Source organism: Campylobacter sp. CN_NE2 (assembly GCF_027797465.1).
GTDB lineage: Bacteria > Campylobacterota > Campylobacteria > Campylobacterales > Campylobacteraceae > Campylobacter_B.
On sequence record NZ_CP115608.1, the window covers coordinates 1216102 to 1237632 of the forward strand.

The following is a 21531-nucleotide window of genomic DNA, read 5'->3' on the forward strand; positions in this document are numbered from 1 at the left end:
ACGGCTTTTTTGGCTTTTAATTATAATTTTGGTATCTGTTTTAAGGAGAATTTATGAAAAAAGCTATCATTTTTTCTTTGCTTATTTCCTGTCTTAGTGCAGGGGAGTTGCTCTATCCAAGCGTTGTAAAAAATGTTTCTTTGAGCGAGAATTTAAAGGAAGTCGCAGGAAAACTCCTGCCTACAAACGGCGTTGAAATTTTAGAAAAAAAGGACGGCGTGGTTAAATTCGCCGTTACAGGCTATCAAAATCCAAAATCGCCAAATATCGTATATTTTACGCCAAAAGCTAGAATTTTGGTTGTATCTTTTGCTAAAACGAAAGTGCCCCAATTTGAAGTTTTAGGCGATGAAGACGGCTTTAAAAAAGTAAAATTAATAGCCTACACAAATGACGGCGATTTTAGTGCGAATTTAGACGAAATGTTTGCGGAAGCGAATACTAAATTTATGGAAAACTGCGGCACTTGCCACCCGCCACATTTAGGACATACGCAAGTGGCAAATCGCTGGCCAGCACTCATTAAATCAATGCAAGCTAGAACGCCGTTAAATCAAGATGAAATTTGGACTATAACTCAGTTTTTACAAAAACATTCAAAAGACTTCAACATAAAGGAGATCAAATGAAAAGACGAAGTTTTCTAAAAGGAACAGCTACACTTGGCGCAGCAAGTGCTATGCCTAGTTTTGTTTTCGGCGAAGCCGCAAATACCGCTTTGGTAAAAAACGGCGAAGTCATCACGGGAGCGCACTGGGGAATTTTAAAAGCTACCGTAAAAGACGGCAAAATCGTAAAATCGGAAGCTTGGAAAAAAACTTCAAATGTGCCAAATCCTTTGCAAACTGCGATGGACGATTTGGTTTATAAAGCAAGAATCAAAGCCCCGATGGTTCGCAAAAGCTACCTTGAAAATCCAGATAGCCCAAAACCAGAGCTTCGCGGTAAGGACGAGTGGGTAGAAGTAAAATACGAAGACGCTATCAAGCTAGTTGCAAAAGAACTTAAAAAAACGCGCGAACAAAAAGGTATGAATAGCATTTGTGCAGGAAGCTACGCTTGGCAAAGCTCAGGCGCACTTGGTATGGCAAGAACGCTTTTGCATAGATTTATGAATATGACAGGTGGTTTTGTGGGCGTTACCGGGGATTTTTCAACCGGAGCTGCGCAAGTGATTTTGCCACATGTCGTGGGATCTAGCCAAGTTTATGAGCAACAAACCGTTTGGCCTGTGGTTTTAGAAAATTCAAAAGTTGTCGTGCTTTGGGGTATGAATCCAATCGGCACTTTGCGTTTGTCATTTACGGTTTCTGATGAAGGCTCGTTTAAATATTTTGAAAAATTGCGTGATAGCGGTAAAGAAATCATCATCATAGATCCGCTCAAAACAATCACAACTAAATTTTTTGAAGGCAAAGCTACTCATATCAGACCTACTCCAAATACCGATGTTGCGATGATGTTAGCTATGGCAAATCACCTGCTAAAATCAGGTAAATATGATAAAGAATTTTTAAGCACTTACACCGTTGGCTTTGATAAATTTGAGCAGTATTTACTAGGCAAAGAAGACGGCGTAGAAAAAACACCTGAGTGGGCAGAGAAAATTTGCGGAATCGAAGCAAAAGTTATAAAAGAATTAGCTGAAAAATTCTTTGATAATCGCACTATGATTATGGCTGGTTGGGGTATGCAAAGAGCGCACCATGGCGAACAAGTCCATTGGATGATAGTAACTCTTGCTAGTATGCTTGGTCAAATAGGGCTCCCAGGTGGTGGATTTGGTTTTAGCTACCACTATGCAAACGGCGGAACGCCAAGTTGCGTTGGTGGCGTAATTAAAACAATCAACGCAGGAAGCGTAGGCGTTATCAAAGACGGCAAATATATGGGTCCTGCTAATGCTGACGGCGCAAAAGAAAATGCAGCGCAATCTTGGCTATCAAATACGGCACTAATGTCATATCCTGTCGCAAGGAACGCAGACGCTTTGCTAAATCCGGGCGCAACGCTTGATGATAACGGAAATAAAATCACATATCCTGATATGGATTTTATCTACTGGGTCGGCGGAAATCCGCTAACACAACAACAAGACACAAATAAAAATGTTAAAGCTTGGCGAAAACCACGAACTATCGTCGTAAATGAAATTTACTGGACGCCGACAGCGAAAATGGCTGATATTGTCTTCCCAGTAACTAGCTCGTATGAGAGAAATGACATTTCTATGACAGGGGACTACACAAATATGCACATTGTCCCACAAAAACAGGTCGTAGAAAAACAATTTGGCGCAAAAGATGATTATCAAGTTTTCGTTGATTTATGTAAAGCTTATGCAGACGGTCTAGCCGAAGCTTACACAGAAGGCGGCAAAACCGAAATGGACTGGATAAAAGAGTTTTATGAAACAGCGGCGAATCAAGTAAATGCAAACGAAGCTTTGGGAATAAAAATGCCAAGCTTTGAAGAGTGGTGGAACAAAAACGAACCGACTGAATTTAGCCCTACAATGGAGAGCGAAAGCTATGTAACTTTTGCAGATTTTAGAGAAGATCCGATTTTAAATGCACTCGGAACGCCGTCAGGTTTGATTGAAATTTACTCTGAAACAATCGAAAAAATGGGCTATGATGACTGCAAAGCTCACCCGACATGGTTTGAGCCAATCGAGTGGCTAGGTATGAAGGATAAACCAGCCAGATTCCACATGATAAGCCCACACCCAAATGATCGCTTACACTCACAACAAAACCAAACTAAGCTAAGAGATAGCTATGCAGTGGCGGGAAGAGAGCCGATTTTTATCAACGAAGAAGACGCAAAAGAGCTAGGCATAAAAAACGGCGATTTGGTAAGAGTTTTCAACGCCAGAGGTCAAATTCTAGCAGGTGCGGTCGTAAATGATGACGCTCCAAGAAATGTCGTAAAACTATGCGAAGGTGCTTGGTATGATCCAAACGAAAACGGACTTTGCAAAAACGGCTCGGCAAATGTGCTTACTATCGATATTCCGACAAGCAAACTAGCCAACGGAAATATCTCTCACACTTGCCTTGTAAATGTGGAAGTCTATAAACCAAAAGACGGCGAAGACATCACGCTAACTGCGTTTATGCCGCCAAAAGGCGCGAAATAAGCAAAATTTGGCTAGGATTTCCTAGCCAAATTTTAAAATTCTACAAAATTTTGCAAATTTCAAAATTCCGCTATCGCAAATTTGAAATACTGCTCCGAAATTTTGCTTTTTAAAATCCAACGAAATTTCTACGAATTTCTCAATTTACAAAGTTACTTCGCAAGCTTATAATAAATCAATACAAAATTTTGCACCACATAATCAAAATTTCAACCCATTTTAAGGGGGGGGGGTATAATAAGACTTTATTTTTTTTCAAGGAGAAAACTATGGATGAAGAGCTACACTTAGGCTGCCCATTTTGTGGCAAGGACGACATCAAATACGGAGTATCAGTTTGCAGTGGTTGCCAAGCTGAGATTAGATATGGTGTAGACTGGGCTCCAGTTTTAATTGTGGGTGTAATATTGTTTATCGTATCTTGTATTCTTATTAGCAATAGATATAGCTTTATTGCTGACCTTGTTGGGCTTGCTTGCTTTATCGGTAGCTTGGTCTGTATCGTCAAAGGTGTATATAGATTTTTACAAAATTTAAGCTATAAAAAGGGTCCTAAATTTTTCAGACGAGAATTTCGTTAATTCTATTGTTTATTTGTAGGTATCCAAACCTACAAATAATCGTTTATGTGATATTAGTATCGTAGGCTGGGCATCCTTGCCCACCAAAAAAGATAAAATAATTCAATATTCAATTTAAATAAATATTCTTCGCTTAGCTTCGTTTAGCTCGGAATGATATAAAATCAAATCGTAAATTTAACTCGTAAATCGCCACGACTTTGCTGTCGCAAAGTATCGCAATGACAAAACAAGTGTAACGCTTTTTTGCATAGCAAAAAATGTTTCTTGCGAAGCGTAGCGAAGCAGAGTAAATCAAACAAATTTAACTTATAATTCAAATTTACTGAATAAATTACAAAATTTAAATTTCTTAATATGAAATTTATGCTATTCTATAAATTTAATTTTTTTCAAAAAAAGGTTTTTTATGAAACAAATTTTAATGGGAAACGAAGCGATTGCGCTTGGGCTAATACACGCAAATGTCGATGTCGTATCGGGCTACCCCGGGACGCCGTCGAGTGAAATTCTAGGCAATTTCCAAAAATTACGCGACAAAATGGGCTTACAAGCTTACGCTGAGTGGGCGAGTAACGAAAAGGTCGGTTACGAAGTAGCTTACGCTCACGCTATGAGCGGTAAAAACGCCTGTGCTACGATGAAACAGGTGGGCTTAAATGTCGCAGCAGACGCTGTGATGAACTCAGCCTACATAGGCAATATCGGCGCGATGATTTTAATAAGTGCCGATGATCCGGGCTTTTACTCATCTCAAACAGAGCAAGATAGCAGAGTTTTTGCTAAATTCGCTAGGATTCCTGCTCTTGATCCTGCTAGTCCCCAAGAAGCGTATGATTTTATAAAAATTTGTGCAGAAATATCACGCAAATTTGAAATCCCCGTAATGTTTCGCTCTATAATGCGAGTTGCCCACGCAAGGCAAAACTGCGAAATCTCAGAAAATAGCGAATTTAACCCGCCAAAAGGCGAATTTATCAAAAATACAAATCGCTGGGCAGGTGTGCCACCTGGTCCAAGATATATTCAAGGTGTAGAATTACTTGAAAAAATCGAGCAAATTCGCAAATTTAACTATGAAAATTTTATTAAACCAAAGATTGCAAATTTAAAAGGCGGCGATAAGGCTGAAATTCTCTGTATCACAAGCGGGGTTGCAAGTAGCTATGTAAGCGAAGCAGCGAGTGATCTAAAAATAAACGCCGATGTCCTTAAAATCGATATGCCCACACCTTTGCCATACAACGAGCTAAATGAACTTTGCAAAAGCTACAAAAAAGTCGTGGTTTTTGAAGAGCCGTATGCTTGTATGGAAGAAGATTTAAGCGGCGAAAATATCTACGGCAAAAAAACAGGACATGTCCATAAAATCCATGAATTTGGCAAAGATAAAGTTTTTGAAGCGTTTGCAAATTTGGGTATTTTAGACGGCAAAAATCCTTTTAAAGCACCAAAATTTAGTGGTTACGAGCTTCCAAAAAGACCGCCAAATTTATGCCCTGGCTGTCCGCATAGAGATATTTTTTATAGCATTACCAAAACTTTTCGCACAAAGCAGTCTATTTATGCAAGCGACATTGGTTGCTATACTCTCGCACTTAATCAAAATGCGATAGATCACTTCCTTTGCATGGGTGCTAGTATTTCTACTGCAAGTGGTTTTAGCCTAGCAAACCCTGATAAAACGGTCGTTGCTACGATTGGCGATAGCACATTTTTGCACTCAGGTATGCCGCCGCTCATCAACGCAGTTTATCAAAAACACAAATTTATTTTGATAATCTTAGACAACTCAACTACTGCGATGACAGGTCGCCAAACTACGCCAGAAAGGGCTTCGGGCGATATTGACATCAAAAAGCTGGTCGAAGGCTGTGGCATAAAATGCCATGAGTATTTTTACGAGCCTGATTTAAACAAAACCATGCTTTTTATGAAAGGTTTAAAATCGGCTTATGAGAGCAGTGAAGTGCCTGTGGTAGCGGTGATTCGCCAGTTTTGCATTTTGGATAAATCGAATTCAAAAATTCCGCAAATTTACGCCGTCGTAAATGAAGCAAAATGCGTTGAGTGCGATACTTGCGTGGGCAAATACAAATGCCCTGCTATGAGCTACAACGAACGCCATAAAGTTGAGATCGATCCGTTTTTATGCACGGGCTGTTCGGCATGTATTAGCGGACTTTGTCCGACAGATGCTTTTGAAGTGAGGTCAAAATGAAATATCAAATTTTAATCGCTGGATATGGCGGACAAGGTGCCGTTTTTTTAGTAAAACTGCTTTCAATCGCAGCCGCAAACAAAGGCTATGCGTGTCTTGGCACGGAAAATCACGGCATGAGCCAAAGGGGCGGAAGTGTTTCATGCGGCATTAAAATCGGCGATTTTTTTAGCCCAAATATCGATGAAAATTCGGCTGATTTGTTGATTGCATTGGAGCAAACAGAAGCGCTTCGTTATTTGCAATTTTTAAATCAAAATTCAGGCGTAATTGCCGTAAATTCAGATGAAAATTTTCCAAATTTGCCGTTTAAAATTTACGCAACAAACGCCTTTAAAAAGGCAAAATCAGGCGAATTTGACATAGGCGGGTTAAATGTTTATATGCTAGGAATTGTTATCAAAAATGTAGCAAATTTTCCGTTTTCTTATGATGAAATTTGCAAAGCAATCGAAATTTTTAACCCAAAAGTCGCCGAAAAAAACAAACAAATTTTAAAACTAGCAATGGAGAGCTAAGATGAGTGATACGCCAAAATACTGGTCCATCAACGAAATCGTTGATAAAGAAACGCTAAGAGAAATCCAAAACAAAAGATTTGCCAAATTTTTAAAAAGGATTTCTAAGGTTGAATTTTATCAGAAAAAATTTGCCGAACTTGGGCTTAAATTTGATGAAATCAAAGATATTTCCGAGCTTTCAAAGCTTCCTTTTACGACAAAAAAAGATATGCGAGATCATTATCCATTTGGGCTTTTTGCAGTTCCGCAAAAAAAGGTCGTGCGAATTCATTCTAGTAGTGGCACAAGCGGTAAGCCGACCGTCGTAGGATACACTAGAAAAGATTTAGAAATTTGGTGCGAAGTTTTGGCTAGGGTCTTTACTATGGCAGGTGTGGGCAAAAACGACACCGTGCATAATGCCTACGGATACGGGCTTTTTACAGGCGGTCTTGGAGCGCACTATGGTGCTGAGACTGTCGGGGCTTCTGTCGTGCCGTCTAGCTCTGGCTTTACAGAACGCCAACTTATGCTTTTAAGGGATTTTGGAGCGACTGCGATTTCATGCACTCCGTCATTTGCTATGCACTTAGCAGATCATGCCAAAGCTTTGGGTTATGATCTTAAAAAAGATTTTAAGCTAAAAGCAGGAATTTTTGGTGCTGAGCCGACTAGCAAAGCTCTAAAACAAGCTATTGCCGAAGCGTGGGGGATAAATTATCACGATATTTACGGACTTAGTGAAATTTTAGGACCCGGTGTCGCCGGAGGGTGCGGTAAAAGCGAAGGAATGCATATTTTTGAAGATCACTTCTATCCTGAGATTATCGATCCAAAAACAGGTGAAGTTTTGCCTGATGGAGAAAAAGGCGAGTTAGTCATAACAACGCTTACAAAAGAAGCTATTCCGCTACTTCGCTACCGAACTGGCGATGTAACTTCGATAAAAACTGGCAAATGCCCTTGCGGCAGGAATTTGCGTATGATCGAAAGTATCGTAGGAAGAAGCGATGATATGGTTATCATAAACGGCGTAAATGTCTTCCCAAGCCAAGTAGAGCATGTTTTATCGACTATCGAAGGATTAAGTCTAAATTATCAAATCGTCCTAAGCAAAAAAGGGTATTTAGATAAGATTGAAGTCAAGGTCGAAATGAGCGATGATTTCAACTTTGATAGCATTTCGGCGATTGAAAATTTACAAAAAGAAACAGCCGCAAAACTGCTAACAAATTTATTTATCCACGCAAGTGTAAATATAGTAGAACCGCGTAGTATCGGTGCTAGCGATACCAAAATCAAAAGAGTAATCGACAAAAGGAACGAAGCATGAAACAACTTAGCGTATTTTTAGAAAACAAACCCGGCGAACTAACTGCCATGAGCGATATTTTGCGAGATAGCGACATTTCTATTGATTCAGTTGTCATAGCAGAGACTTCTAAATTTGGCGTTGTGCGTATCATCACTAGCGAATTTGACAAAGCGGCGGACGCTCTAAAAAAAGCAGGATTTAGCGCAAGAACCGTCGATGTGGTCGCCGTTAAAATCGCAAACAAAAAAGGCACATTTGCTAAAATCGTTGAAGCTCTAAGCGGGGCTGGAATTAGCATAAATTATTGTTATAGCTATTATGCTGATACAAATTTTGGCATTTTTGTATTTTCGCTCGATGATAACGAAAAAGGCGAGAAAGCACTGCAAAATGCGGGATTTGAAGTCATAAAATAGTAATTTATATAAATTTGATTTAATAGTCAAAATTTAGATTAAATTTTGACTATTATTTAAACAAATTCGTAAATTTAATTGCAAAATAAGGCAAAGTATAATCCAACTTACGCCTTTTTCTCGCTTACGATATTTACGATATTTTCTCCGACCATAACGGCGATTTTTGCCATAAATTCAGCCGGACTTGTAAATCCAACACACGAGCAGTTGATTTCGCCAAGCACATATTTGTCTTTGCCATTTTCGTCAGTATCAAGGATAAAATCTGCCGTCCAAATCAAAGGCAAATCGTAATTTCCAAGTTTTGTGCGAATCTCAGGCAGACGCTCTAAAAACCAGCCGATCAAATTTTCCCACTCTTTTGGCTCATCATAGCGATATTTTGCACCGCTAAAAAGTGTCGCGCTAAATGCGTCCCCGCCTTCTGCCGGTTTTTTATGCACGACATAAACAGGCGTTTTATAAAGCATTAAAATGCGAATTTCGCCCTCTTTAATGCGTGGCAAAAATGTCATATCTACAAGCATTCCGTTATCGCCGACGATGTATTGTTCGCAAAAGTCCATAAATTCGCCAAGTTTTCGCTCTTCTGAGTGATTGTCTTTGGCTTCGGTGCAGATGATTTTGGTATCAAGTGCTAAGCTATCAAATTTGCCGTAATCGCCTGCATTTTCAAGTCTTACACGCCAAATTCCTTCACCCGTAGATCCGCGATTTTGTTTTAAAACTCTCTCGCCTTTGGCAAGTGATTTTGGAAATGTGCTTTTAAATGTCGCAATATCATAATACGCATAAGTATCATCAGGCACTAGCTCGGTGTCAGCGAGTTTGGTTAGAGCGTCTTTTGCGCCATATCCTATCATCGCATCAGGGTGCGGCATACCGACTAGGCCATCAGTGCAGAGCTTTCGTAGCATTTCAAAATAAAGTTTTTCTTCTTTGATATTTCCCGGATTTACACGCGAAACATAGCCGTCAGCGTTGTCTCTAACGAATTCGTAAATTTTTTTGCTCTCATTTTCGTCTCGCAAAATTTCATCGCTTAATTGGATAACTTCCCCCGTCCAGCCGTGAGTGCTAAGTGCATTTACCATCGGCATCGTATCTCGTCTGTGTCCGTCTTCGCCCTTGTCCGTGCCGCCTACGGCTTCGAAAAAAACTATTCTTTTTTTCATGATTTTGTCCTTTAAAATAAAAATGTAATTTTTAAGTCTATCTAAAATTTAGTTAAAAGCCATTGAATTTAAGAAAATATTAAATTTAGCAAACTTTCTGTATAATTCCACATTAAGTTTTTAAAGGGCTATTATGAATTTGAAAAAATTTTGCATATTTATTTTTGTGGCGATATTTTTGACAGGCTGTGCGGAAGTTTTAAATGAAATCGACAACGAAATTGCAAAGCAGTTTCCACAAATTCAAACAAATAAAACAAACAAGGGTAAAACTACGCAAACAGGCAAAACAACACCAGCCAAAACTGCCAAAAACAGCTCAGCAGACTTTTTTACGGCAATGGGAGATAATGAAGCGGCGCAAATCGTAAAAGGCACTCACAAAAACACTCCGTCTTGGTTCGCGCAAAGCAAAACCACACTTGGTGGCGCAAATGACGCAACAAATTTGCAAAACATGAAAGCTTCACTAGCTATCATCAAACAAACCAATGCAAAACGCAAAAGCGAAGGCAAAAGCGCTCTTAAAGTCAGCCATAAAATGATGGCAATCTCGCAAATTCGCACAAATTACGCGGCGCATTATAAATTTTCTCACGCACCACTAACGGGCGTTGCAAGTGTAGCCGAAAATCTTGCCAAAGGTCAAGCAAACGGCGCAGCAGCCGTAAATGCGTGGTATAGCGAAAAATCAAACTGCCCGAACAAATCTGCAAAAAACTGCAAATTTAGCGCAAACACGGGGCATTATTTGAATTTGGTAAATTCTAGTTATAGCGTAACGGGAGCTAGTTTGGCAAATAAAACTTACGGCGGAGTTTATGGCTCTGGCGGAAACGGCTACACTATCGAGCAATACGAAGCGATGTTTGATAAATGGCTAAATTCGAAATAGATTTTCGTAAAATTGATTAAATTTGTAGGATTAGGCAAGAAATTTGTAGGATTGTTCTACCAAAATCGGATAAAATTTAGCTAAAATTAGAAAAAATTAAAAGGTAAAATAATGAAAAAAATCGAAAATCAACGATTTACAGGGGAGAGAGCCCTATTTATGGCAAAAAATTTAGAAATTTCGCATTGTTCGTTTGGGGACGGCGAATCGCCCTTAAAAGAGAGCGAAAATATCGCTGTAACGGCGTCAAATTTCGAGTGGAAGTATCCGTTTTGGTATAGCAAAAATTTTCGCATTAAAAACTGCTTTTTTGACGAAATTGCAAGAGCAGGAATTTGGTATAGCAAGGATTTTAGCTTAAAAGATTGCTTGTATTATGCGCCAAAAGGGTTTCGCGGGAGCGAAAATTTTGAGCTTGAAAATATCCAAATTCCAAACGCTGCTGAAACTCTTTGGTTTTGCAAAAATGTAAAATTAAAAAATATCGTCGCAAACGGGCAGTATTTTGGCATGAAAAGCGAGAATTTACGCATACAAAACCTAAATTTGAGTGGAGATTACTGCTTTGACGGGTGCAAAAATATCGAAATTTCAGATTCGAAACTGCTTAGCAAAGACGCTTTTTGGAACTGCGAAAATGTGGTTATCAAAAACTGCTTTATAAGTGGTGAGTATTTTGGCTGGAATTCATCTAATGTTTGCCTTGAAAACTGCGTGGTATCGAGTTTGCAAGGCTTTTGCTATATGAAAAATTTGGTTATGAAAGATTGCCGTTTGATTAATACGACTTTGGCGTTTGAATTTAGCGACGCTCAGGCTGAAATTTTAGGTAAAATTGATAGCGTAAAAAATCCAAGCTCAGGCAAAATAATCGCCGATGAAATCGGTGAAATCATCATTGACGGCACAACGGATTCTAGCAAATTTGAGATAATCACAAAGGATAAATTTTGAAATTTAATTTTGACGAAATCATCGATAGACGAAATTCAAACTCGCTAAAATGGGCGGTCGGCAAAAATGAGCTTCCTATGTGGGTGGCAGATATGGACTTTCGCGCCGCGCCTTGCATTTTAGAAGCGTTGCAAGAAGCAGTGAAGCATGGCATTTTTGGATACAGCGAAATCTCCACCCAGTGGGCTTTGGCGTATCAAAATTGGTGGCAAAAACGCCACAATTTTCGCATTGAAGAACACTGGCTTATATTTTGCACAGGCGTTGTTCCTGCGCTTTCATCGCTCGTGCGAAAATTTACCACGCCAAATGAAAGCGTTCTGGTGCAAAGCCCTGTTTATAACTGCTTTTTCTCATCTATCCAAAACAACGGCGCAAAGGTGCTTTGCAACGAACTCGTCTATGAAAATAGCAAATATGAAATCGACTGGACGGATTTTGAAGAAAAGCTAAGCGATCCGCAAACTACGCTCTTTATCCTTTGTAATCCGCACAATCCTATCGGCAAAATTTGGTCAAAAGACGAACTAGCTCGTATGGGCGAGCTTTGTGCTAAACACGGCGTAACGGTCATCAGCGATGAAATTCACTGCGACTTGTGTGAGCCAAATTTGAGTTACACGCCGTTTGCAAGCATAAGCGAAACAAACGCAAATATCAGCATTTCGTGCATTTCGCCGACAAAAGCTTTTAATATCGCAGGTCTTAATAGCGCTGCCGTGTTTGCGAAAAATAAATTTTTAAGGCACAAATCGTGGCGAGCTTTTAATACAGATGAAATCGCCGAGCCAAACGCATTTGCAGTCGCTGCCACTGTGGCGGCATTTGAAAAAGGCGAAGAGTGGCTTGATGAATTGCGAATTTATCTAAGCGAAAATAAAAAAATCGTGCGTGAATTCCTAAGCGAAAATTTGCCTTATATAAGGGCATTGCCGTGCGATGCGACATATTTAATGTGGCTTGATTGTTCGAATTTGATAAATCTAAGTAGCAAAATTCCTATCGCAACTAGTGAAAATTTGAAAATCCCACACTTTGCGGAGTTTAAAAATTCAACCGAACTTGCAAATTTTATCCGTTCTAAATCAGGGCTTTATCTAAGTAGCGGCGAGATTTACGGAAAAGGCGGAGAGAAATTTTTACGCCTAAACATCGCCACGCCAAGGGCGAATTTGCTTGACGGGTTAGAACGGCTAAAAAGGGCGTTGGGTAGATAAATTAAAAATTTCACCAAATTTAGCACAAATTTGGTGAAATTTGTAAATTCATCAAGCGTTTTTTCTAAAAATTCTTTTTCGTTTTTATCTCAATCGCTATCGTAAAATTCTCTCTCAAAGATATTTTATTTCACCTTGTCGGTAGCACAGCCAAACTCAACCTAAATTTTAAAAACCAAATGCCGACGATTTTTCGAGCTGTGAAGCAAATTTAAAGTAAAAATAAGGCTGTGTGTCTATTGAACTTTAAATTTGCGAACTCTCGGAAAAGCTAGGCTGGTTTCAATTCCTAGCCAAACTATCACGCTTCCAAAACTCCGCCGTTGCTGGCGTTGGTTACCAGTTTTTGATACTGGCGAAGCCATTTGCTCCCCACTTCCTTGCCTTGATATTTCCACTCTGCTTTGCGTTTTGCGATTTCTTCGTCGCTTAAACGCACATTTATGCTAAAATTATCCACATCGATGTCGATTATATCGCCATCTTTAAGCAGTCCTATCATACCGCCTTCTGCGGCTTCTGGGCTTATATGACCTATGCTTAGCCCCCTTGTAGCACCGCTAAAACGCCCGTCTGTGATGAGCGCTACATCAGCTCCTAGTCCCCTGCCCACGATTAGGCTAGTTGGACTTAGCATTTCTTGCATTCCAGGACCCCCTTTTGGCCCTTCATATCGTAGCACCACGACATTTCCCTTTTGCACTTTTCCACTGCTTATGCCTTCGATTGCTTCATCTTGGCTGTTAAAGCAAATCGCCGTTCCGCTAAATTTGCGCTCTCCGATGATTCCTGCTGCTTTTATAACGCAACCCTGCTCAGCTAAATTTCCAAACAAAATCGCTAACCCGCCACGCATAGAGTAGGCGTTTGAAACAGGGCGGATTATATTTTCGTCGCTGATTTTAGCGTCTTTTACCCTTTGCCCGAGTGTTTCTCCGCTCACGCAAAGAGCGTCTAAATTTAGTAAATTTGGATTAAATTTAGCGATTTCATTGATAACAGCACTCAATCCGCCTGAATTTTCAATGTCTTGCATATGCACGCTTGGCAGACTTGGGGCGATTTTTGCGATATGCGGAACGCTTTTGCTAATGTCATTAAGCTCGGCGATATTTAGCGGTGCGCCTGCTTCACGAGAGATCGCAAGCATGTGTAAAATCGTATTTGAGCTGCCGCCCATCGCCATATCCACAACCATCGCGTTGCGGATTGATTTTTCGTTGATTATGTTGCGAATTTTAAATTTATCGTCAAGGGCGATTTCGCAAATTCGCCTTGCTGCTTTTCGCAAAAGCGCTTCTCTCTCAGGCGTTAGGGCCAAAATCGTGCCGTTTCCGCTAAGAGCGATTCCCATGGCTTCGCATAGCGTATTCATCGAGTTTGCGGTGAACATTCCGCTACAACTTCCACCGCCCGGACACGCCGCGCACTCGATAAATTTAAGCTCGTTTTCGTCTATTTTTTTGGTTTCATATGCGCCGACTGCTTCAAAAACGGAATTCAGATCCAACGCTTCGCCTTTTTGCCCTACACCAGCTTTCATAGGACCGCCGCTTACGAAAACGGTCGGCACATTTACTCTTAAAGCGCCCATTAGCATTCCGGGCACGATTTTATCGCAGTTTGGTATGCAAATAAGAGCGTCTAACGCGTGAGCGTTCATCATAGTTTCGATCGAATTTGCGATGATTTCACGGCTTGGCAAACTATAAAGCATACCGCTATGCCCCATGGCGATACCGTCATCAACGCCGATAGTGTTAAATTCAAACGGAACACAGCCGTTTTTGCGAATTTCATCTTTGATGATTTCGGCGTATTTATTTAAGAAAAAATGACCCGGAATAACTTCTATAAAGCTGTTTGCCACACCGATAAATGGCTTAGAAAAATCTTCGTCTTTTAAGCCCGTCGCACGCAAAAGTGAGCGGTGCGGAGCCCTTGTGTAACCCTTTTTTACAATATCGCTTCTCATTTTATATCCTTTTTTGAAAATTTTGTAATTTTAGCTAAAAATGGCTAAATTTATCTTTTTTGTGATTTAAATTTGCAAATTTGACTATGCCAAATTCGTAAAATTTATGAATTTATTTATATAATTTCAAGCAAATAATTTATTAGGATATTGCCATGATTGAAATTTGGAAATTGACAAGAAAAAGTGTTTCAGAAGAAAAAACCGCACCTAATTATAAAAATATTTTGGTTGTAAAAAGCCTAGGGCATGGCGCAGGAAGTATCGATTTTAGTCAAAAAGTAGGCGAATTCAGCGATGAAGATTGGCAAAAAATCGTCAGTAGTGGCGATGAATACGCCAAAAATAAATTAGAAAAATTAGACCGGCTTTACGAAATCGAAATTTTCCCGGAACACGCCATAAAACTTTTGCAAAGCCTTGAAAATTCGGCTTTTGGCGAGTTTTTAAAGGATTTAGATGAGGGTTATTTAACGCTTAGGAAAGTTTTTAGATGAAAAAAGCGATTTTATGCGTAGGAAACGAGCTCCGTGGCGATGACGGCGTTGGCATAGAAGTCGGTAAAATCGCCCTAGAAGAGCTAAAAGAGTGGAAAGTTTTTTTCGGAAACGATATGCCAGAAAACGAATTTCCTAATATCAGAGATTATGCGCCTGAAATTTTAGTTATCGTCGATGCAATCGGCGTTATCGCAGATGAAAATGACGAATTTGAGTGCGAATTTGTAGATTTAAGTGATGATGTGAGTTATTTTTACAGCGCACATAACATACCTGCTTGCGTGTGGATAAAATACCTGCGCGAATTTATCCCAAAAATCCTATTTTTAGGCATTAAGGTTGATTTGCTTACTTTAAGTGAAATTAATTCTAATTTATCCAAAAAAGCCAAAAAAAACGCAAAACTAGCTATAAAAAAAATCATAGAATTTGAAAAAATCATAGAATTGTGAGAAATTTTTAGTCAAAAAAATAGATTAAATTAAGCCCTAAATTTCGCATTTTCTAAATTTAGCAAAAACTCTTTTTTATCCAGCCCGTATGCGTAGCCTGTGAGTTTGTCGCCACTGCCGATAACTCGGTGGCAAGGGATAATTATCGCAATTGGATTTGCTCCCACTGCCCTACCTACGGCTCTGGCGGACATTTTTGGGATTTGTCTTTTTAGTGAGATTTCGCGCGCAATCTCGCCGTAAGTCATGGTTGCTCCAAAAGGAATTTGCATTAAAATTTGCCAAATTTCAAGCTGAAAATCGCTGCCAATTAGTGAAATTTTAGGTGTGAAATTTGGTAAATTTCCGCTAAAATAAATGTCCAACCACGCGCAGGTATCCCCAAAAATTTGCAAATTTTGCTCCCTAAATTCTGCGCCAAAATCGCTAAATTTGCCAAATTTAAGCGCTGTTAAATTTGCTCCATCACTTTGCATAAAAATCTCGCCAAGCGGTGAGCTATAACGCCAAAAATATTTCATAAGCTTTGCCTTTTTTCTAAATTTGGCAAGAAAAACGCCATGATTAGTGGCAAAACGCAAACCCCGCAAAGCGTGTATAAAACATATCCTAGCCCAAATTTATCGGCTATTAAGCCCAAAATCGGCGCAAAAATCCCACCAATACTAACAGTCAGCCCAAATGTAACGCCAGAAGCAAGCCCAACGCGGTTTGGCAAATAACCCTGCCCAAGCGCGATAATCGGGCTATAAGAAAGAGCTAGAAAAATGCCAAGCGGTGCTAATAAAACCACAGCAAAGCCCAAATTTTGCGTGCTTGCTAGCATTATCATAATCGGCAAAAGGCAAAGAAATGAGATTTTTATCATCTTTGTAAAGCCGAATTTATCGGCAAACCTGCCGCCAAGAAGGGTAAAAATCGCGCTCACGCCGATATATGCACTCAAAACCGTATTTGCGTAAGCCTTGCTTTGGTCAAATTTGTAGATAAAATAAAGTGCCAAAAATGTATTAAATCCGTGAAAAATGATAGAACGCCCACAGATTAACGCCATGAGTTTATAAAATCCGCCCCAGTCATCGACGCCGCTAGTTTGGGTGTTTGTGGCTGTTTTGGGTGTAATTTCGCCAAGTCTTTTAAATTCGGCGTAAAAAAATCTATACAGGGTACTAACGCAAATTTGCGGAATTATGAAAATCAGCGTGCCTTTTAGCCCAAACGCACTAATAATCGCCGTCATAAAAAGCGGTCCCAAAGAAAATCCCAAAATCCCGCCAAATGAGAAAATGCCGATATTTTGGGCTTTGTTGTGCGGATTAGAGCATTTATTTATGGCTCTTGCGGCTTGTGGGTGAAACATCGCCACGCCAATTCCTGTGATCATCACGACCGCGCAAAGCACGGCAAACGAGGGCGCAACGCCACTTAGCGCGATACCGCCACCTGCTAAAATAAGACCTAGCGGGATAATGTAAGGTGTGTTTTTCTTATCAGCTAGTGAGCCAAAAACGGGCTGGATTAGCGAGCCGACGATATTTGAGACCATGACTAGGCTTGCAGCAGTTGCGTAATCGTAGTGATAGCTGGCGATTAAAAACGGCAAAATTGCCACGAGTGCGCCTTGATTTATATCACAGCACAAATGCGAAAATGCCAAAATATAGACAAATTTGTTTTTCATTTTACTTGATTTTTATTATAAATTTAGGCAATTATATCAAATTTGCTACAAATTTAAATAAAAACGATAAAAATGAGTGAAAAAATATAACTTTAAGCAAATTTTTACCTAAATGCCAATGATAAATTTGCAGAGACAATTATTAAATTTAAAGCTCTTTTAAGTGCAAAAAGCTCGAATTTAGCGATATTTTTTGCAAAATTTTGGTTAAATTTAGTTATTTTTTATATTAAACAATATAGTAAGAATTTAAGCCGTTTTTGATTGATTATTTAAAAAAAATATGTTACTATTTGAAACTTGTTAAAAAATTATTTTATTATGGAGGTAAGACGATGAGTCTATTTGGTAAATCGAAAAAATTTTTCGTTTCATCACTTTGTGTAGTTGCTTTGGGTGCTGCTATTGTTGGCTGCCAAAACAATTCAGGTAGCTCAAATGCAAACGCAAAAGCAGAAGCTAACTATCCGTCAGGCAACCTTGACTTAGTTGCTCCGGCAGGTGCAGGTGGCGGTTGGGATACAACAATCCGCATGGTTGCTAAAACTCTAAGCGACACAGGCATTGTAAAAGCTCCTATGCCAGTTAGAAATGCTCCGGGTGCTGGTGGTGCGGTTCATCTAAGCACATTACAAGCAGCAAACAAAAAAGCTGATCCAAACACAATTACTGTTTATTCACCGCCTATTTTGTTCTTTAACCTAAATGGTTCTAGCCCTTATGGTTTCCGTGATACAACACCTTTGGCAAGACTAATTGCCGATTATGCTGCATTCGTTGTTAAAGCAGATTCTCCATATCAAACAATCCACGATGTTATGGAGGCACTAAAAGAAAATCCAAAGGCTGTTAAAATCGGCGGAACTTCTGCGATTGGCTCTATGGACCATGTTCAATTCCTAATCATCGCACAAGCTGCTGGTGTTTCAAATATCGGTAAAATCGACTATGTTCCGTTCGATGACGGCGACGGTCCTGCTCAGCTACTAGGCGGACATATTGATCTATTCTCAACAGGTCTATCAGATGTTAAAGGCTTGGTTGAAAGCGGCGATTTAAGAGTTTTAGCTCAAACAGCTGAAAAACGCATTGGCGAAGGCAAAATGGCTGAAATTCCAACTTGTATCGAAAGCGGAATCAACGCAACTTTCATTAACTGGCGTGGTCTATTTGGCACACCTGATATGCCGGGCTATGCGGTTAAATTCTGGCGAGATGCTCTAAGAGCACTACAAGATACAAAAGAATGGACACAAGTTTGCAAGGAAAAAGGATGGGATAACATCTATATGGATGCTCCTGAATTCGTAAGATTCTTGGAAAAAACAGAGGGCGAGTATATCGGAGTTATGAAAGAAATCGGTATGCTTAAAAAATAAATCTGAATTTGCCTATGAACCTAGTTCATAGGCATTTTTTATGTTTAAATTTAATTTTATGGAGCTCATATGTCGCTTTCAGTTATATCATCATTTCTTTTAACGGTTTTAGGTATAGTGTATGCGGTTGCTACATTTATGTTGCCCGAAGCCGCATTAGGCAGACCGCACGAGCCAAAAATTTTTCCTGCTATGTTAGCTATTTTTTTAATTGTGTGCGGTACTATTTTGCTTGTGAAAGAATTTAAGGCTCAACAACTCGAAAAAAAACAATACGGGGGCATAAGCAGAATTTCTGCAAAATATGTTCTTCAAATATTATTAACTGTCGTAAATGGCGTAATTTATACGCTTATATTTAATCAGATAGGATATGTTTTTTCAACAATTATATTTTTGATACTTCAATTTTTAATCTTTGGCGGAGTTAAAAATTTAAAATACGGAATAATTGTTTCCATTATTTTTTCTTTGGCTATATATTTTATCTTTAATAATCTACTTGGCATTATTTTGCCTAACTCAGCATTAGGCTTTATATAAAGGAATTTGGTTATGGATAGTTTGCAATTATTAATGCAAGGTTTTGGTGTTGCACTAGAACCTATGAATATATTTTGGGTTACGCTTGGTGGTGTGTTAGGAACTATCGTAGGAATGTTACCTGGTCTTGGACCTGCTGCTGGTGTTGCGATACTTTTACCACTAACATTTTCTATGGGAGCCGTTCCTGCGCTTATTACTATGGCGGGAGTTTATTACGGTGCGATGTATGGCGGTTCTAGGTCTTCGATTTTGATAAATACTCCGGGAGACGGCGCTGCGATTGCTGCTATGTGGGACGGTTATCCTATGGCACAGCAAGGCAGAGCAGAAGCAGCACTCGCTATCTCAGCTATTGCTTCGTTTTTTGGCGGCTTGATAGCTACTGTCTTTATGGTATTTTTATCGATTCCCGTTGCTAAATTTGCACTGAAATTTGGACCTGCCGAGTATTTCTTGCTTTTTGTTTTTGCATTAACGGCAACTGCGGTTATGGAAAAACAGCGCTTAAAAGGCTTTATTATGATGATTGTAGGTCTTATGATAAGCACTATTGGGCTAGATCCACAATCTGGCGTTCAAAGATTTACATTTGATCTATTATCACTTCACGGCGGTATTGATTTTCTAATCGTAATCATTGCAATATTTGCGTTTGGCGAAGTTTTAAGAAGCTTTGAAAATATAGGCGAAGGCAAAAAACAAGTTCAGAAAAAATTCGGTCGAATTTGGATTACAAAAGAAGACTGGATGTTAAGCAAGGGTGCTATTTTTAGAAGTGCCCCTATGGGATTTTTAATCGGCGTACTCCCTGGTGCCGGTGGAACGGTGGCTGCGATTATGGCGTATAATACACAAAAATCGTTCTCAAAACAACCTTATAAATTTGGCAAAGGTGCCATTGACGGTGTTGCTGCTCCTGAATCAGCTAATAACGCAGCTTCTGTTGGAGCTATGATCCCTATGCTGACTTTGGGTGTTCCTGGATCTGGAACGACTGCTGTTATGCTTGGAGCTTTGACTATTTTAGGTATGCAGCCAGGACCATTGCTATTTCAAAATCAATCAACCATCGTTTGGGGATTAATCGCCAGTATGTTTGTGGGAAATGTCATTTTGGCTTTTGTAAATATCCCGCTTGCAGGACTTTTGGTAAGGGTTTTATCTGTTCCACCAAAAATTTTATATCCAGTAGTCTTAGCTTTCACATTTTTAGGTGTTTATGCTATAAGTGCAGCTACAAGTGATTTTTACATATTACTTATATTTGGAATTATTGGCTATTTGCTATCAAGGGCAAATTTCCCTATGACACCACTAGTTTTAGCGTGTATCGTAGGAAAAGGCATGGAGCAGTATTTTAGAAAAGCTTATAAGCTTCATGACGGAGATTTGAGCATTTTTGTCGGTTCTCCTTTGTGCTGGACTTTTATTGTTTTAACTGCTTTGGTCGTCCTGCTTCCTATAATTAGAAGCAAATTTAAAAAAGAATCTAAAAACAACAAAAACACATTTTAATCTAATATAGCCCGATTTTACTCAAATTCGGGCTCTTTCTTATAATACTATTATCTTTGTAAATTTGTAGAATTAGGCAAGAAATTTGTAGAATTGTTCTATTAAATTTCCAGCCAAATTTGGTAAAATTTCTACGAAATTTAACTACTCGTAAGGAAATTTTTATGCAAAGACGAAGTTTTTTAAAAAATTCTATGGCGTTGGGGGCTATGGCATTGGGCTTAAATCCACTTTTTGCAAATGAAATTTTAGGAGAAAATATGCAAAATTCATCAAATTTAATTCCAAATTTTATTTTAAATAACGGCAGGGAAATCCCTATTTTAGGATATGGGACTTGGGATATTCGTGGCAAAGACGGGCTTAGAGCCATAGAAAATGCCCTAGAAGTCGGCTACCGCCACATTGACTCAGCGCAGTATTATCGCAACGAAGACATCGTGGGCGAGGCTGTGCGAAATAGCGGTATTAAGCGAGATGAGATTTTCGTAACTTCAAAGCTAATGTGGGGCGCAAATGTGGGCAAAGAGGGTGCAAAAAGGGCAGTTTATGAAAGCCTAGATGCGCTTAAATTTGATTATATTGATTTGTATCTAATCCACGCTCCGTATGGCGATATTAAGGGCATTTGGGCTGGGTTTTGCGAGCTAGTAGAAAAGGGGCTAATAAAATCAATCGGCGTTAGCAATTTTAGCGTGGATTTAGTGAGAGAGCTTTGCGATGAATTTGCTATGAAACCTGTGCTTAATCAAATCGAGCTTCACCCTTTCAAACAACAAATTCGTGCGCAAACCGGGCTTGATAAGCTTGGTGTCGCCACTCAGGCTTATTCGCCTTTTGGCACGGGAAGTTCTAAAATTTTAAAAAATGAAACGCTTCAAAAAATTGGCGAAAAATACGGCAAAACGGCAGCACAAGTTATTTTGCGTTGGCAAATCCAAAGAAATATTATCACTATCCCAAAAACCGCGACAAAGTCCCGTATGATCGAAAATATAAGCATTTTTGATTTCAAACTTAGCGATGATGATATGAGAGAGATTGCAAATTTAAACAGATAAATT

General features: G+C 39.3%; 20 protein-coding genes. 16 read left to right on the forward strand and 4 right to left on the reverse strand.

The features are described from left to right. Positions 1 to 53: 53 nt before the first annotated feature. The 7 genes from PF028_RS06005 to PF028_RS06035 all read left to right on the forward strand — a co-directional run bounded on the left by PF028_RS06005 (position 54) and on the right by PF028_RS06035 (position 8175). Positions 54 to 629, forward strand: coding sequence for a cytochrome C (locus tag PF028_RS06005; RefSeq protein WP_270861076.1), 576 nt, complete (start codon positions 54 to 56; stop codon positions 627 to 629). Then, a complete protein-coding gene (locus PF028_RS06010; protein WP_270861077.1) occupies positions 626 to 3142 on the forward strand; it encodes a molybdopterin guanine dinucleotide-containing S/N-oxide reductase in 2517 nt (838 codons plus the stop codon). Before PF028_RS06005 ends, PF028_RS06010 begins: the two co-directional genes overlap by 4 nt. A 269-nt stretch (positions 3143 to 3411) precedes the next feature. Beyond that, positions 3412 to 3723, forward strand: a complete 312-nt coding sequence (locus tag PF028_RS06015; protein ID WP_270861078.1) for a hypothetical protein — start codon at positions 3412 to 3414, stop codon at positions 3721 to 3723. A gap of 409 nt (positions 3724 to 4132) precedes the next feature. Further along, positions 4133 to 5944, forward strand: coding sequence for a thiamine pyrophosphate-dependent enzyme (locus PF028_RS06020; protein ID WP_270861079.1), 1812 nt, complete (start codon positions 4133 to 4135; stop codon positions 5942 to 5944). Then, entirely contained in the window at positions 5941 to 6462 is a 522-nt protein-coding gene (locus tag PF028_RS06025; RefSeq protein WP_270861080.1) for a 2-oxoacid:acceptor oxidoreductase family protein, read from the forward strand. Before PF028_RS06020 ends, PF028_RS06025 begins: the two co-directional genes overlap by 4 nt. A gap of 1 nt (position 6463) precedes the next feature. Then, the gene (locus tag PF028_RS06030; RefSeq protein WP_270861081.1) at positions 6464 to 7777 is read left to right on the forward strand and encodes a phenylacetate--CoA ligase family protein; all 1314 of its coding nucleotides are present in this window, start codon (positions 6464 to 6466) and stop codon (positions 7775 to 7777) included. Further along, positions 7774 to 8175: a hypothetical protein gene (locus PF028_RS06035; protein WP_270861082.1), complete on the forward strand. Its 402-nt coding sequence runs from the start codon at positions 7774 to 7776 to the stop codon at positions 8173 to 8175. The genes PF028_RS06030 and PF028_RS06035 overlap by 4 nt, the downstream gene beginning before the upstream one ends. Positions 8176 to 8282: 107 nt before the next feature. On the opposite strand, the gene PF028_RS06040 is transcribed toward PF028_RS06035, so the two are convergent. Then, positions 8283 to 9353 (reverse strand): Cj0069 family protein, encoded by a 1071-nt coding sequence (locus tag PF028_RS06040; RefSeq protein WP_270861083.1) that lies wholly within the window; start codon positions 9351 to 9353, stop codon positions 8283 to 8285. A 133-nt stretch (positions 9354 to 9486) separates the two neighbouring features. Between PF028_RS06040 and PF028_RS06045 the strand changes: the two genes are divergently transcribed. From PF028_RS06045 to PF028_RS06055, 3 genes are all read left to right on the forward strand, one after another. Next, on the forward strand, positions 9487 to 10248 hold the full coding sequence (locus PF028_RS06045; RefSeq protein WP_270861084.1) for a CAP domain-containing protein: 762 nt from the start codon (positions 9487 to 9489) through the stop codon (positions 10246 to 10248). 111 nt (positions 10249 to 10359) lie between these two features. Further along, positions 10360 to 11202 carry a DUF3737 family protein gene (locus PF028_RS06050; RefSeq protein ID WP_270861085.1) on the forward strand — a complete coding sequence of 281 codons (843 nt, stop codon included), beginning with the start codon at positions 10360 to 10362 and terminating at the stop codon, positions 11200 to 11202. After that, on the forward strand, positions 11199 to 12419 hold the full coding sequence (locus tag PF028_RS06055; RefSeq protein ID WP_270861086.1) for a MalY/PatB family protein: 1221 nt from the start codon (positions 11199 to 11201) through the stop codon (positions 12417 to 12419). Before PF028_RS06050 ends, PF028_RS06055 begins: the two co-directional genes overlap by 4 nt. Positions 12420 to 12720: 301 nt before the next feature. Here PF028_RS06055 and ilvD read toward each other — a convergent pair whose 3' ends face one another. Next, positions 12721 to 14394: a dihydroxy-acid dehydratase gene (gene ilvD / locus PF028_RS06060; protein ID WP_270861087.1), complete on the reverse strand. Its 1674-nt coding sequence runs from the start codon at positions 14392 to 14394 to the stop codon at positions 12721 to 12723. A gap of 155 nt (positions 14395 to 14549) precedes the next feature. On the opposite strand from ilvD, the gene PF028_RS06065 reads away from it, so the two are divergent. Together PF028_RS06065 and PF028_RS06070 are read left to right on the forward strand one after the other, a co-directional pair. Next, positions 14550 to 14891 carry a formate hydrogenlyase maturation HycH family protein gene (locus PF028_RS06065; protein ID WP_270861088.1) on the forward strand — a complete coding sequence of 114 codons (342 nt, stop codon included), beginning with the start codon at positions 14550 to 14552 and terminating at the stop codon, positions 14889 to 14891. After that, positions 14888 to 15346 carry a hydrogenase maturation protease gene (locus PF028_RS06070; protein WP_270861089.1) on the forward strand — a complete coding sequence of 153 codons (459 nt, stop codon included), beginning with the start codon at positions 14888 to 14890 and terminating at the stop codon, positions 15344 to 15346. The genes PF028_RS06065 and PF028_RS06070 overlap by 4 nt, the downstream gene beginning before the upstream one ends. Before the next feature lie 29 nt (positions 15347 to 15375). Here the strand turns inward: PF028_RS06070 and PF028_RS06075 are convergent, their stop codons facing one another. After that, on the reverse strand, positions 15376 to 15867 hold the full coding sequence (locus tag PF028_RS06075; RefSeq protein ID WP_270861090.1) for a methylated-DNA--[protein]-cysteine S-methyltransferase: 492 nt from the start codon (positions 15865 to 15867) through the stop codon (positions 15376 to 15378). After that, the gene (locus tag PF028_RS06080) at positions 15864 to 17027 is read right to left on the reverse strand and encodes an MFS transporter (protein ID WP_270861091.1); all 1164 of its coding nucleotides are present in this window, start codon (positions 17025 to 17027) and stop codon (positions 15864 to 15866) included. The genes PF028_RS06075 and PF028_RS06080 overlap by 4 nt, the downstream gene beginning before the upstream one ends. Before the next feature lie 335 nt (positions 17028 to 17362). On the opposite strand from PF028_RS06080, the gene PF028_RS06085 reads away from it, so the two are divergent. The 4 genes from PF028_RS06085 (at position 17363) to PF028_RS06100 (ending at position 21528) form a co-directional block, all read left to right on the forward strand. Next, positions 17363 to 18406: a tripartite tricarboxylate transporter substrate binding protein gene (locus PF028_RS06085; RefSeq protein WP_270861092.1), complete on the forward strand. Its 1044-nt coding sequence runs from the start codon at positions 17363 to 17365 to the stop codon at positions 18404 to 18406. A gap of 69 nt (positions 18407 to 18475) precedes the next feature. Then, complete coding sequence (locus PF028_RS06090; RefSeq protein WP_270861093.1) at positions 18476 to 18949, forward strand: tripartite tricarboxylate transporter TctB family protein; 474 nt, start codon at positions 18476 to 18478, stop codon at positions 18947 to 18949. 12 nt (positions 18950 to 18961) lie between these two features. Further along, entirely contained in the window at positions 18962 to 20467 is a 1506-nt protein-coding gene (locus PF028_RS06095; protein WP_270861094.1) for a tripartite tricarboxylate transporter permease, read from the forward strand. A 164-nt stretch (positions 20468 to 20631) separates the two neighbouring features. Further along, positions 20632 to 21528 (forward strand): aldo/keto reductase, encoded by an 897-nt coding sequence (locus tag PF028_RS06100; RefSeq protein ID WP_270861095.1) that lies wholly within the window; start codon positions 20632 to 20634, stop codon positions 21526 to 21528. The last annotated feature ends 3 nt before the right edge of the window (positions 21529 to 21531 follow it).